This is a genomic window from Ruegeria sp. YTSC199, from assembly GCF_059609725.1.
In genome coordinates, this window is record NZ_JBXWMF010000004.1 from 46,009 (window position 1) to 59,620 (window position 13,612).

General features: G+C 57.7%; 14 protein-coding genes. 5 read left to right on the plus strand and 9 right to left on the minus strand.

What is annotated here, in order from left to right; genetic code table 11:
* Positions 1–37: 37 nt before the first annotated feature.
* The 5 genes from AC2FEE_RS04715 to phhA all read right to left on the minus strand — a co-directional run bounded on the left by AC2FEE_RS04715 (position 38) and on the right by phhA (position 5,776).
* Positions 38–2,326 carry a glycosyl hydrolase family 28-related protein gene (locus AC2FEE_RS04715; protein WP_496863406.1) on the minus strand — a complete coding sequence of 763 codons (2,289 nt, stop codon included), beginning with the start codon at positions 2,324–2,326 and terminating at the stop codon, positions 38–40.
* A gap of 142 nt (positions 2,327–2,468) precedes the next feature.
* Positions 2,469–2,870, minus strand: coding sequence for a DUF4864 domain-containing protein (locus tag AC2FEE_RS04720; RefSeq protein ID WP_496863407.1), 402 nt, complete (start codon positions 2,868–2,870; stop codon positions 2,469–2,471).
* A gap of 48 nt (positions 2,871–2,918) precedes the next feature.
* Positions 2,919–4,493 carry a lysine--tRNA ligase gene (locus tag AC2FEE_RS04725; RefSeq protein WP_496863408.1) on the minus strand — a complete coding sequence of 525 codons (1,575 nt, stop codon included), beginning with the start codon at positions 4,491–4,493 and terminating at the stop codon, positions 2,919–2,921.
* 121 nt (positions 4,494–4,614) lie between these two features.
* Positions 4,615–4,968 carry a 4a-hydroxytetrahydrobiopterin dehydratase gene (locus AC2FEE_RS04730; protein ID WP_480641849.1) on the minus strand — a complete coding sequence of 118 codons (354 nt, stop codon included), beginning with the start codon at positions 4,966–4,968 and terminating at the stop codon, positions 4,615–4,617.
* A 7-nt stretch (positions 4,969–4,975) separates the two neighbouring features.
* A complete protein-coding gene (gene phhA / locus AC2FEE_RS04735) occupies positions 4,976–5,776 on the minus strand; it encodes a phenylalanine 4-monooxygenase (RefSeq protein WP_496863410.1) in 801 nt (266 codons plus the stop codon).
* A 109-nt stretch (positions 5,777–5,885) separates the two neighbouring features.
* On the opposite strand from phhA, the gene AC2FEE_RS04740 reads away from it, so the two are divergent.
* Positions 5,886–6,353 carry an Lrp/AsnC family transcriptional regulator gene (locus AC2FEE_RS04740; RefSeq protein ID WP_496863411.1) on the plus strand — a complete coding sequence of 156 codons (468 nt, stop codon included), beginning with the start codon at positions 5,886–5,888 and terminating at the stop codon, positions 6,351–6,353.
* A 79-nt stretch (positions 6,354–6,432) separates the two neighbouring features.
* Entirely contained in the window at positions 6,433–6,855 is a 423-nt protein-coding gene (locus AC2FEE_RS04745; RefSeq protein ID WP_170327101.1) for a tellurite resistance TerB family protein, read from the plus strand.
* A gap of 2 nt (positions 6,856–6,857) precedes the next feature.
* On the opposite strand, the gene dacB is transcribed toward AC2FEE_RS04745, so the two are convergent.
* The 4 genes from dacB to AC2FEE_RS04765 form a co-directional block, all read right to left on the minus strand.
* Complete coding sequence (gene dacB / locus AC2FEE_RS04750) at positions 6,858–8,336, minus strand: D-alanyl-D-alanine carboxypeptidase/D-alanyl-D-alanine endopeptidase (protein WP_496863413.1); 1,479 nt, start codon at positions 8,334–8,336, stop codon at positions 6,858–6,860.
* 66 nt (positions 8,337–8,402) lie between these two features.
* Positions 8,403–9,023 (minus strand): nicotinate-nucleotide adenylyltransferase, encoded by a 621-nt coding sequence (locus tag AC2FEE_RS04755; protein ID WP_496863414.1) that lies wholly within the window; start codon positions 9,021–9,023, stop codon positions 8,403–8,405.
* A 32-nt stretch (positions 9,024–9,055) separates the two neighbouring features.
* On the minus strand, positions 9,056–9,424 hold the full coding sequence (locus AC2FEE_RS04760; protein ID WP_496863415.1) for an MOSC domain-containing protein: 369 nt from the start codon (positions 9,422–9,424) through the stop codon (positions 9,056–9,058).
* 99 nt (positions 9,425–9,523) lie between these two features.
* The gene (locus AC2FEE_RS04765) at positions 9,524–9,838 is read right to left on the minus strand and encodes a hypothetical protein (RefSeq protein WP_496863416.1); all 315 of its coding nucleotides are present in this window, start codon (positions 9,836–9,838) and stop codon (positions 9,524–9,526) included.
* Positions 9,839–10,019: 181 nt separating this feature from the next.
* Here AC2FEE_RS04765 and ettA point away from each other — a divergent pair, with 181 nt between their 5' ends.
* From ettA to AC2FEE_RS04780, 3 genes are all read left to right on the plus strand, one after another.
* Positions 10,020–11,675 (plus strand): energy-dependent translational throttle protein EttA, encoded by a 1,656-nt coding sequence (gene ettA, locus AC2FEE_RS04770; protein WP_496863418.1) that lies wholly within the window; start codon positions 10,020–10,022, stop codon positions 11,673–11,675.
* A complete protein-coding gene (locus AC2FEE_RS04775; protein WP_496863420.1) occupies positions 11,672–12,418 on the plus strand; it encodes a hypothetical protein in 747 nt (248 codons plus the stop codon). The genes ettA and AC2FEE_RS04775 overlap by 4 nt, the downstream gene beginning before the upstream one ends.
* 284 nt (positions 12,419–12,702) lie before the next feature.
* Positions 12,703–13,407, plus strand: a complete 705-nt coding sequence (locus AC2FEE_RS04780; protein ID WP_496863421.1) for a sulfotransferase family protein — start codon at positions 12,703–12,705, stop codon at positions 13,405–13,407.
* Positions 13,408–13,612 lie beyond the last annotated feature (205 nt).

Sequence of the window (13,612 nt, forward strand, 5' to 3'; positions counted from 1 at the left end):
AACCGGCCGCCCCATGACAGGGCGGCCAGTCAAAGAATCAGCGCTCCATTCGCACGATCGCGGAAACCTCGCCGCTAACCGCTTCGGGCCAGCGCAGGTTGACCGCGTCATTCGTTGCGCCCTGCTCCAACTCGACATACGGGTTGGCAAAGGTCAGCGATCCGAACACGGTTCTCAGGGACCCCAGAACCGTGACCGCATCACAGCTGCGGGCAAGACCACCGAACGGCAGTTGACCCGAAGTCTGGACAGTCCAGGCTTGCGATGCGGAACCTTGTGCGTACCTGACCCGCAGGGGGTTCGAAACTTTCTGGTCCACCCCGTGGAACGTATTGTTCTCGAACGTCACAGCCCGATGCGCATATTTGTTCAGATCGGCATAGGTGGTGTCCACCCGTTCCACCCGGGTGATACTGCCGCTTGTTGAGCGGAACTTGTTCCCGGTCACGACCACACCGTTCAGGAAGTGCCCTGCACCATAAGGCCGAATGACAAGATAGGTGAACCAGGGCGCAACTTCGCTGGAGTAGAAGATATTGTCCGTAATAGCCATCGAACTGAACGAATACCCGGCAGTATAAACCGGGTTTGCGTCCCGTTCGTTGGTCCACTGGACCGAGCAGTTATCGATATAGTTCCCCGAGATGGTCGAGCTGTTATACGTACCGATCATGACAAGACCAGCGCTGCGGACGCCCTGCGGAATGCTATCGCCTTGGAAAAAGTGGTTCCCCAGGATCATGTTGTTGGTGCCGCCCAGAATGGCAAAGTGCCGGAACCGCACCGCCCGGTTGTGACGCAATTTGACGTCATTGGCGGTGGAGTTCAGCGCGATGGATTTACGATCCTGCACGTTGAAGGATTCTTCGGTGGACAGGAACTGGCAATTGTCGATCAGCATGCCCTGACATCCGGTTCCGATAGACGTGATACCCCGATCCTTGGGGCGGCTGATAAAACAGTTCGTCACGGCAAAGGTGCTGCCCGAGGGCGCCAGACGGATCGCACTGCTGCGGCCGTTGCACTGGAACTCGATCTCTTCCATCCCGAACTTGCGCAGCGTGCTGAATCCGCTGAAATCCAGCAGGTACTTGAAAGACTCGAAGGTGAAGGTCTGCGTACCGGCCGCATCATACAGCGGGGCATTCAGCGTGATCTCACCTGCGCCCTCGTTCTTGGAACGGACATAGATTTCACGCCCGACCCCGCTGCCCTGCACCAGAGCGCCGACAGGAATATTGGCCACGTTGGCAACATTTACCAAACGGGTGGGATCGTTCGGGTTGTAGGTCGCAACCGAGGTGAAAGTCTCGGTATCCCAGGCCGAGTTGTTCTGGACGTCGAACTGGCCATTACGGATTACCCGGCGTGTCGAGAACCCGCTTTGCCGGTTCGGCACCGCGGCGGCCATGTCGATGGGTTCGCTGACTGAAATCTTGCGCGCCCCCAGATCAAGCGATTCATGGTCCGAATTATTCAGAAGTGCCTGAAACGCCTTTTTGAAAGCCAGCGTTTCATTGCCAAAAGCGTTGATATAGGTCGGCAGGTCAAAATTCTTGGTCAGCAGCAGCATCTTGTCGTCGGGCATCGTTACCGTGCCTTCAAAATCCATCTCAGACGTCATCGACGTGTTCTGCGCCAACAGATAGGTGCCCTCGGGCACGAAAACCGTGCGCCCATTCGCGGCTTGATCCGCCGCCTCAAAGGCCGCCGAGTCATCCGCCACACCGTCACCGACTGCTCCGAAATCGCGCACATCGACCAGGCTGATCAGGTTCCGCAGGAACACGCTGGTGATATCCGTAATCTCGATATCGTCGACCCGGATGACGGCCCCGTTTGCACCATCGATATCCAGCCCGAAATGCCCGTACAGCGCCTGCACACCCCAAGGCATGTCCACACCGGGGCGCTGTCCGGTGCCGACAATGGCGGTAACCTCATGCACCGTGCCATAGCCTGAAAGCTGCGTGGCCGGGCCCTGCTCGACCACGCCAGTGACCTGTACGTCTCCGGCACTTCCAGCCCAGCCGGCGATGCGCACTTCGGGCAACGGGCCACTGATCGCTTTGACCCGCGCCCTGATCTGCAGATAACAGCCCGGCAGCAGCGGCGTCTGGCCCATATAGCGCAGACGTTGGGTGGCGCTGACCTTCAGGATTTCAAGACAGCCGCCGAAATCCGCATCGGCCGGAACAAACGCACCGGTGCCCGACCCGTCATAGGTCGGCGAGCCCGGCGTCCCATCGCCGCTGGACCACACATTCAGACCGTTTGCGAAAGCAGGCGGCATGAACACGATGCCGTCGGTGATTGCCTTATTCATAGAAATCCCTTTCCCAATCGCGCGAGCGGCGACCCGCCACGCGCATAAACCCAGAGCCCGGGATCGCGCGCCCCGAACGCAAAAGTCTGAGTACCGAATTGGGATTAACCGCCACTCATGCCACCGTGACGGTGGTGTTGCATCAAGTTGCAGGGTCAGAATTGCCCAGCAACTGAACACCGTTGATCTTCCAGCCGTTTTCTAGCGGCACCATCTGATAGTCCAGAATGTGCACTCGGCCCGCGCCGTCGGTGATCATGACCTTCTGCCACAGTGCTCCCGCGACTTCGCGCAACTCCAGAAAGCGCACATCCGCAGGCCGCCAAACCATCGGATAGCCACGTTTGACCATCACCCCGAAATTCTCGGGCGTTTGGAACAGCTGCTGAATAGTGGGGCTGGCGAAGGTGAAAGCAGCGGCGAAATCATCCGCTTTGAAGGCCTGTATCTGCGCCGAGATATTGGCCTCGATCTCGGCGCTTTGGGCAAATGCGCCCGACGCCAAACCGGCGCTCAGGGATACGGCAAGCAATAATCGACGCATGGGGCTACCTCCTGTTGAAAGGGTAGCCCCACGTGGTTTCAGGTCAAATCAGACCAGCTCTCCGGCCAGTGCCTTTTCGATCAGTGCGATGGTTTCGGGCACGCCGTACAACGCAATAAATCCCCCGAAACGCGGGCCTTGAGATGCCCCCAGCAGTACTTCGTACAAAGCCGTGAACCAGCCTCGCATCGGGTCAAACCGCTCACGCCCGACGGAGTAGACCACGGATTGCAACGCTTCGTCTTCTATCGGACCATCATAAGCCTCAAGCGCAGCTTTCAGCGCCTCAAGCGCCTCGCGTTCCTGATCGGTCGGCGCGCGGTGCTGGCGGGTTGGTTTAACGAAATCGTTGAAGTAACGCACGGCAAAACCCGCCGCCTGATCCAGATCGGGGTGCGTTTCGGCCGTGGCTTCGGGCGCGTAGCGGCGGATGAAGCCCCACAACGCCTCTTTGTCCTCGGCCCCGGAAACCGAAGCCAGGTTCAGCAGCATCGCAAATGGTACCATCAGCGTGGACTCGGGAACGTTGCCGCCGTGGATATGCCACACCGGGTTGTTCAATTGAGCCTTCAGGTCCTGTCCCGGATAGGCGCGCAGCTGCTGGTGATATTCGTCATATGCTTTCGGGATCACGTCGAAATGCATCCGCTTGGCCGTCTTGGGCTTCTGGTACATGAAATAGGCCAGGGACTCGGTCGGCGCATAGGTCAGCCATTCGTCAATTGACACACCATTGCCGGAAGACTTCGAGATTTTCTGACCGTTCTCATCCAGAAACAGCTCGTACGAGAAATGCTCCGGCGCGCGACCACCCAGTGCACGGCAGATCGCGTCATAGATTTTCTCGTTGGTCGCATGTTCCTTGCCGTACATCTCGAAATCGACGCCCAGCGCGGCCCAGCGTGCGCCAAAGTCCGGCTTCCACTGCAGTTTCACGTTGCCGCCAGTGACAGGAACGGTCCATTCCTTGCCAGTCTCATCGTCAAAGGTGACGGTGTATGTTTCAGCGCAGACCTTTTTCATCGGCACATACATAACCCGCCCACTTTCGGGGTGCAGCGGCAGGAAGATCGAATAGGTCTGCTGGCGCTCTTCGCGCAGGCTTTTGAGCATGATCGCCATGATCTCGTCGTAGCGCTCAACCGCGCGTTTGAGGATTTCGTCAAACTGCCCGGACTCGTAGAATTGCTTGGCTGAGTAGAACTCATACTCGAAACCAAAAGTATCGAGGAACCGCCGCAGCATCGCGTTGTTATACTCACCGAAGCTGTCGTATTCACCAAACGGATCAGGCACCGAGGTCAGCGGGCGCTGCAGATGCTGCTCTAGTATCTCTGGGTTCGGCACATTGCTGGGCACTTTGCGCATTCCGTCCAGATCGTCCGAGAAACAGATCAGCTTGGTCGGGATGTCCGACAGCGCCTCGAACGCGCGCTTGACCATCGTAGTGCGCGCGACCTCGCCAAAGGTGCCGATATGCGGCAGGCCCGAGGGGCCATAGCCGGTTTCGAACAGCACGTACCCTTTTTCCGGAGCCGCTTTCTGATAGCGTTTGAGCAACCGGCGCGCCTCTTCGAAAGGCCAGGCCTTGGACGACATCGCGGTTTCACGCAGTTCAGACATCAGATTTGCTCCATCGGGAAAAACAGCGCCGGTCGCCCGTTGCAACCGACCGGCCCCTCCTATTGTGCCGGTGCAGCATGAGTCAATAAACTGAAGGGTTTTTCCTGAATGGAAGGTCGTTTTACGCGGTCAACTGGTCCAATTTAGCGGCCCAAATGAAGTCATTCTCGCTAAGACCGCCTATTTCATGAGTGGTCAGTTTGACGTCCACATAGCCCCAGCCAAACGATACATCCGGGTGATGCCCCTGCTGATCGGCCAGCCAAGCGCAAAGATTGGCCAGATAAGTCGCCTTGGCGAACCCTTTGAACTTGTAGTGGCGGCTGAGTTCCTTTGCCTCTGTGTCCAAATTCCAGTCGGACGAAAGTTCCGCCATGTGGGTGTTTGCCTCGTCCCGGGTCAGGGCCGGGACACCTCCGGAACAGGGCACACAGGTTCGGTCCGAAAGGCTGCAGGTTTCTCCTGATGTGGTCATGATCCGTTCACTCCGCTGCGGTTGCTTTTTCCGGGAACTTGTTCGGCAGCAACCCAAGGGACTGCGCCTGCCACACATCCGCCAGCAGATCGCGCTCGGCGGCGGCGAACAGCTCCTCAGGTGAGTTTAACACGAAATAGCCCATCTGGTGCATGTCGATCCGATAGGGCGTACGCAGGATCGTCAGAACATCGAACGGATCACGGTCCGGAATGTCGCTTTCGACGGCGTAAACCAGTTCAGTCGGCGAGGACGCAAGCCCCGACCCCAGCGCCTTGATCTCTCCGTCCTGCCGTCGCAGCCCAAATTCAATCGAGAACCAATAGAGCCGGATCAGCCAGGAATAGTCCTTGTCACTAGCCTGCACCCCGGCTTTGCCGATGGCATGGCTAAAAGCCGCAAAGCGCGGATCGCTCAGCAAAGGGGTATGGCCAAAAATCTCGTGAAAGATGTCAGGCTCTTCGATGTAATCGAAATCCTCGCGCGACCGGATGAAGGATGCGGCGGGAAATACCCGATCAGCTAGCATACCAAAGAAAGTCTTGAAACCGATCAGCGCGGGCACCGGCTGCACCCGCCACCCGGTCATATCCATCAGGCGCTCCGAGATATCGGCGCAGGACGGAACATGGTTTTTCGGCAGATCCAGCCTTTCCAGCCCCGAAAGGTAATCGCGCGCCATGTAGCGCTGCACATTTTTCTCTTGCGCGGCATAGAGATCGGCCCAAACCGCGTCTTCCTCAGCCGTATAGGCGATATGGCCGCGCGTATCAGCCACTTTGGCGACGTATTTGGTCGATTTTGGCATCACTTTCTCCTCCTTGAGGAAAGTATAGCCGCGCGCGTTGATAATTCTGGTTTGTTGCAACGAGGTTTTCCTGGTAATTTGGAGAATATGTATCGCAAAGGCATCAATTGTGAAACAAACGCTTCAACCCGCTGATATTACCATCCTGCAGCAGTTGCAGACCGATGGCCGCCTGTCGATGCAGGAACTCGCCGACCGCACCGGCCTTTCGGCCTCGCAGTGCTGGCGGCGCGTACGCGACCTTGAGGCGTCGGGCGTGGTCTCGGGCTATATCGCTCAGGTGCGGGCCAAATCCGTGGGGCTAAACGCTATCGCCTATGTCCACGTCGCCTTGCGCGACCATCAAGAGGACAGCATTACCGCATTCCTGCGGCTGGTCGAGACCGAACCACAGATCGTCGAATGCGCCTCGATCACGGGCGATCACGACTTCATCCTGAAGGTCTATGCCAAAACGCCCGAAGATCTTGAGCATTTCATCATGCAACGGCTACTGAAATCCGGGCTAGTGCGCGACACGCGCAGCAATTTCGTTTTGCGCCAGACCAAAACGCGGGGGCCACTGCCCATTCTGTGACTATTGAGGTAAAACCCGTTGAACCTGCCCACCAGCCCTCCTATCGTGCGGGCGCAGAATGCCCAATCAGGACGACACCATGACCGAACAAGTACCTCACCCAATGTCCCCTCAGGATTGCCTTGTTGCGATCATGGTCGCGGTCTCTGCGTCGGATGAAACCATCCGCACGGCCGAACTGGTCAAAATCGAAGGCGCGGTAAATATGTTACCGGTGTTTGCCGAATACGATATCGACCGCACGCGCAGGGTATCGCAAACCGTGTTCGATCTGTTCGAGCAAGAGGACGGACTGGACGCACTGTTCGGCCTGATCCGTGATAACCTGCCCGAGCGGTTGCACGAAACGGCCTATGCGCTGGCCTGTGACGTGGCCGCGGCGGACGGGTCGCTTGCAGAGACCGAGCTGCGCCTGCTGGAAGAAATCAGGTACGAATTGAATATCGACCGCCTGCATGCCGCCGCGATCGAGCGCGGCGCGCGGGCGCGCCACACCACCTGATCTCAGCTGCCCGCTAGCATTCCCCAGCGCTCGATCAGCGCGCGCTGTAGTTTGCGCGACCTGTTGTTCCAGCTGCGCGCTCCGTCGGGGCGTTCGCGCAGCGCGCGGGGGATGGTGGCGCGGTGATCAACATCAGCAGTAAAGACGGCAAAGGCCAGTTCCGAGCCGTCCGGAGCGGTGATAAACCCACCCAGCCCTGACACGTAATTCAGCGTTCCGGTCTTGGCATCCACCCTGATCGGATGATCCTTGACCGGGCGCCCCTGACTGTCGGCCAGAGTGAATTTTTTCAACAACGGTCGCAGCGCCCCGTCCTTATGAGCTTGAACCAGAACTTTCACAAAATCTGTCGGCGCGACGCGTGAGGTATCGCCAAGCCCCGAATGATCCACCATTGCGATGCCGCGCGCACCGTATGCCTCAAAGGCCCAGCGGTTCATTTCCGCTGCGGAATCAGCCAGGCTTTGGATATCCGCACCACGCGCTTTCGAGGCCGCCATCCCTACCATTTCAGCCGTGATATTGGTCGAGTATTTCAGCATTCCTCGCAGGACACTCTCCAGAGGGTCGCTCTGATGCACCACCAGAACAGAGCCCTGCGGTACCTCGCGTGTGATCTGCACGCGACCCAAAACAATTCCGTTCACCCGCGCCAGCGTGCGAAACACGTCGCCCGCATAAAGCGCCGGTTTACGCACCGGCAACCAGCGCGCACCACCATTGCCCAGCGCACCTTTAGCCACCGTCCAACGATCCTGCCGGGCGCTTGGCTGATAGGTGTAGATCGGCAAGCTGCGCTTTTCGACCCGCATTGACGCCATATCCACGGACGGCCTGTAACGCGCCGTGCGGGCATCCATGGTCACATCATATCCGCTGCCGCCGCGCTTCCATTCAAAATGCACGCGGTTGAAATTCAAAGAGATGCCGCTGATAGCCGGGCTGTATCCCAGATGGTCCGGCTGCCCGGGGTCAATGCTGAAGACATAAGGCTGCGCCCCGTCATAAACCTTGAATGCGCCCTGCACCTCGGTAATTCCGGCCTCACGCAGATTGGCCGCCAATGCGGCCAGATCGTCGGTATCCAGAAGGGGGTCTCCGCCGCCTACAAGGATCAGGTCGCCCTTCAGCACGCCATTCTCGATCGGTCCATCGGCCATCAAGGTGGTTTCAAACCGGTATTCGGCCCCCAGAACATCCAGCGCATAAAGCGCCGTCAGCGCCTTCGCGACGCTGGCAGGAGGCAGGCCCTGATCGCCGCCAAATGCCTCAAGCTGAGCACCGGTCTCCACATCGGCGACGGCAAAGGCTACCTCGCCTTTCAGCTTTGCGGATTTAATGAGCCGCTCTGCTCCAGTGGGTAAACTCCCCCGAATTTGAGGCCGCAAAGATTGCGCAGGGGCATCAGCCAGAGCCGAGCCTGAAACAACCGAGGCCCCCAGACCGGCAAGAAACAAACGACGCGAAAGACGATCAACCATGGGTCAATTAAAATCCCAGAGATCACAGGCAAACAACCACTGAATGCGATTATGTGCCCATCTTAGCTATTCAGGCAACACTCCACCTTCCCACTCACCGCGCGTGCGCAGCTCGGTCGAGCTCACATCGACCATCGGCACATTGACGAAACACCACGCCGGCGCCTGTGCGCGGCCCAACAGATGCCGCGCCTGTCCGTCGATGCGATAGCGCGCATACAGCCGGGCGGCAGGCGACATCCGGGCCGAAATCCGATCCCCCGGCCGCGCAACCACACCAACCGGCACGCTATCCATGATTCGGCGCCAGTCTTTCCAGCGATGAAACTGCGCCAGATTATCCGCACCCATCAGCCAGACGAACCGCACCTGAGGGTAAAGCCGCTGCAATGCTGCCAGCGTATCAGCCGTTGCGCGCGTTCCGGTCAGCGCCTCGATATCCGTTACCTCGGCACGCGGATGTTGCATGACAGCCTGCGCCGCACTGACCCGCCGTTGCAACGGCGCGGGGCCGCGCTCTTTCAACGGGTTGCCCGGCGACACCAGCCACCAGACCCGATCCAGCCCAAATGCCTTCATCGCCTCAAGCGTCACATGCACATGCCCCTGGTGCGGAGGATCAAAAGACCCGCCGAACAGACCGATGACCTGCCCCGGTCGTGCGTATGGAATGGTGCTGCGCAACATCCTTTGCTGATGTTCAGAACTCAGTCGGCTTGTCAATCAACAGGTTGTATAGGATCACCCAGCCGGACCCGTTCGGGCTGCACAACTTCGGCACACCAACCTCCATGCCCGCGCATGGCAGAATAACCCCCTGTGCCCAGCGCCTCCTCCATCCGGCTGCACGGCGCACAGATGACAGTAAAGCGCAAAATCGCCTCCCCCACCTGCACCTCCCGCCCCTTGAGTGCCGCAAGGTTGATACCCGACACCACCAGATTGCGCCGAAGGATTTCAGGCGCAACCGCCCCCTGCCCCAGATAAGAGCCAATCGCGGCCAGATGCTCCTGCTGGATCAGAGTCACCGCCCGCTTGCCTGCAGGTGCTCGGTCGCCGTCCAGCCCACCGGCTAATATCTTGGTCACTTCTGGAACTCGCATCCCGAGACGCCGTTCTGGCCTTAACCCGATCCAATCAATTTGGCCGGACTTAGCCCAACCAGAAATCAGCTGTTTCAACGCCATTCAAGCACCGAGCTTTTCGACTACAAAGTAAATGAAGCAACAAGAAAACGTCACATCCGCCAGCATCCGCCAGCATCCGCCAGCATCCGCCAGCATCCGCCTGAATGCCTTCCACCAGTATTTTCGAAAGGCAACATCTTGAGGGGTACTTTTGTCATACGAGGCGGGTACAGGAATGCGAATATGATCCGCCGGTGAAACGGGTTCTTGATAAATCCGTGACCGCGCACCAACTACCTCAGACCAGAACTTGGCCACGCGGAACATGGCAAAAAAAGCTAGAGCGACCACAATACAATCTGCAAACAATGCCACGAATTCCTCCGTTACCTGCAATGTCTTTGTCCCTTCAATGGTCTCTACCGATACTCTTTTTTCAACCCGTTGGGAAACACTCCGGGCAATGGCTGTTTTGCGAAGCCATATCCATTGCCCCCACCCCATCCATCCGCTATCACACCGCCCAACTCAATCTCCCCGACCCAAAGGACGCGACATGGCCGCCTATCAATATGTCTACCACATGCAGGGTGTCTCCAAGACCTATCCCGGTGGCAAGAAGTGCTTTGAAAACATCCACCTGAGCTTTCTGCCCGGCGTGAAAATTGGTGTCGTCGGCGTCAACGGCGCGGGTAAGTCAACGCTGATGAAGATCATGGCGGGCCTCGACAAGGACTTCACCGGCGAAGCCTGGGCGGCCGAAGGCGCCAAGGTCGGCTATCTGCCGCAGGAACCGAAACTGGACGAGGCCCTCACCGTCCGCGAAAACGTGATGCTGGGCGTGGCCGGGAAAAAGGCGATCCTTGATCGCTATAACGAACTGGCCATGAACTACTCGGACGAAACCGCCGATGAGATGGCAAAACTTCAGGACGAGATCGACAGCCAGAACCTCTGGGATCTGGACAGCCAGATCGACGTGTCGATGGAGGCCCTGCGCTGCCCGCCGGACGACGCCAACATCGCCAACCTCTCGGGCGGTGAAAAGCGTCGCGTCGCGCTCTGCAAACTGCTGCTGGAAGCGCCCGACATGCTGCTGCTCGACGAACCGACCAACCACCTTGATGCCGAAACGATTGCCTGGCTGCAACAGCACCTGATCGACTACAAGGGCACCATCCTGATCGTCACCCACGACCGCTATTTTCTGGACAGCATCACCGGCTGGATCCTCGAACTCGATCGTGGCCGGGGCCTGCCTTACGAGGGCAACTATTCCGCGTGGCTGGAACAAAAAGCCAAGCGGCTGGAGCAGGAAGCCCGCGAGGACAAGTCCAAGCAAAAGACCCTGCAGCGCGAACTGGACTGGATGCGTCAGGGTCAGAAGGCCCGACAGGCCAAATCCAAGGCCCGGATCAACGCCTATAACGAACTGGCCGAGCAGTCTGAACGCGAAAAGCTGACCCGCGCCCAGATTGTCATCCCTAACGGCCAGCGCCTTGGCGGCAAGGTGATCGAGGTCGAGGGCCTGTCCAAACACATGGGCGACAAGCAACTGATCGAAGGGCTGGATTTCGCCCTGCCCCCCGGCGGAATTGTCGGTGTTATCGGCCCCAACGGTGCGGGTAAATCGACCCTATTCAAGATGCTCACCGGTCAGGAACAGCCCGACAGCGGCACCATCACGCTGGGCGACACGGTCGAGCTGTCCTATGTCGACCAGTCCCGCGACGACCTGAAAGACAACGACACCGTGTGGGAGGCGATCACTGGTGGTGCCGAGATCATCCAACTGGGTGACGCGCAGGTCAATTCCCGCGCCTATTGCTCGTCCTTCAACTTCAAGGGCGGCGACCAGCAGAAAAAGGTCTCACTGCTTTCAGGCGGTGAGCGCAACCGTGTTCACATGGCCCGCCTGCTGAAAGAGGGCGGCAACGTCCTGCTGCTCGACGAACCGACCAATGACCTCGACGTCGAAACCCTGCGCGCGCTGGAAGACGCGCTGGTCGATTTCGCCGGCTGCGCCGTGGTCATCTCGCACGACCGCTTCTTCCTCGACCGGATCTGCACGCATATTTTGGCGTTCGAGGGCGACGCCCATGTGGAATGGTTCGAGGGTAACTTCGAAGACTATGAAGAAGACAAGAAACGCCGACTGGGCCCTGATGCTCTGGAACCTAAGCGTTTGAAGCACAAAAAGTTTGCACGATGATCGACCTTTTTGAAAAGCGCATCGGCAAGTGGAAACGTAGTGTTCGCAAACGAGTTGCTATTCGGCGGTTGGAACGCATTCCGCAAAACGCACCTCAAAACTGTGTCATTGTGGCAAGCAATGGCCGGTCCGGCAGCACGTTGACTTTTCTGGCCCTTGCTGAAGCGTTGAAGGAGATCGATCCGAAATCGGCGAAACGGGTGGATTTTGTCGCCCGGCTGAGTGACACGGAGTATTTCACTCCCTGCGTGTACAAGACACACGACTTTCCTCAGCCGCTCTCAACATGGCCCGAAAATACCCGGGTCGTTTTTTGTTTCGGACCGACCAAGGATTCCGCGTTTTCCGTCTATTCCGCAATGGAAAGATTTGGCGCGGACTGGATAGATCAGCACTTTTATCATCTGCACGCCACCGGCACCTTTGATGAGCTGTTCGAACGCGATGTGCTGCAGCAAGCACGGCAGATCAGGGAGTGGGTAACATTTGAAGATGTTCCCGTTCTGTGCGTTCGCTATGACGCGCTTTGGGAACATCAGGATACGATTTCGCGGTTTACCGGGTTGAAGTTCGCCCCGCCCAAGCGGCGTGAGCGGACCCCGAAAGACATCCCGGATGAGTTCAAAGCCGACGCCGATCGGTTGTATGACCCTATTGATGATGTGATCGACGAGTTACCAGAGTGTTTTATTGCCTCGGCCCGATACAGCGGTGTCGTAGATAAACTGCCCGTCGCTGACTGAGTGTAGCTGATCGGTGGCCCCTTTTGATCGGCACCCGTTGGGGATTTTTCAAAACGCGCGTGACCGACGCATTCGTATGCGTCGGTGATGTGCCCACGACGCCAGACCGCGCACAAGGCGAGAATTCCACCCTAATTCGGATATCATAATCCGCTTTTCAGCGATCACATCGCAGCATCCAAAGCATCAAGCAGGACATACCAGCTTGGCATTCGGGTAAAAGTGATTCAGGTTGATTCTGTGGGCCACAACCACAACAGGCAAGTAAGATAAGGATCAAATTTGTGAGAGTGCTGTTCTCAAAAGGGCTTGTATTCATATCCAAGCCACGCTGTGGCTCCACATCAGTCCGCAGACATCTGTGGCCATACCTTTCAAAAGAAAACGGCGATTTTGCCGTCGACTACGCTCACGAATCTGAGCACTTCCACCCGCACGATACCGCGCCCTATGTCAAAGCGAAGCTGGCAGAATTGTACCCGGGTCACCCCAAGCTCACCTATTTCATGACCATCCGGAACCCTGTTGATATGCTCTGGTCATATTACCGGTATTTCAAACCCGATGCCGAGTGCCGCTATAACTTTGAACCTGAATGGGATGAAACGACGAAGATGGAGTTCGAAGACTGGGTCCAGCATGGCAAAATAGGTATGAAGGATGGATTGAAAGAACTGGCCCCCGGTTGGATTTCGACGCAGAATCTTTCTCCGCTCAGCCTTGAAGCCTTCGCCATCGACCAGGCGGGCGTCAACCATATCGATCGCCTGTTTCGGCTCGAAAACGTAAATGAGTTGAACGGCTGGCTTGCCTACAAGCTACGGAAACGCTGGTATTCGGTTTTTTCGCGGCGCAAAACCTCGGTTCCGCATATCAACCAGGCGGGTGGCCATTCTGAGGGTGGTGATAAGCCCTTCACCCTGTCCGACAAAAGCCTGAATGCTATCCGGTTGATGTTTCCTACCGAAAGCGAAATGTACAAAATTTAGGTCGGCTTTTCCTGTTCTTTGGGCGGCCTATCAACATTTCTTCGGGCGACCACCAGCAGGCCAGATTGGCCATCCACATCGGATTTCCGGTTTTTTTTGTTTCTTGTAGAACAAGACTCCTCCCTTGCCCCGCGCCGTTGCCGATGCCATATCTAGATCGCTAACGTTTTTCTATTTCGACCTACTGTCTCCTTCTACGGCGCTC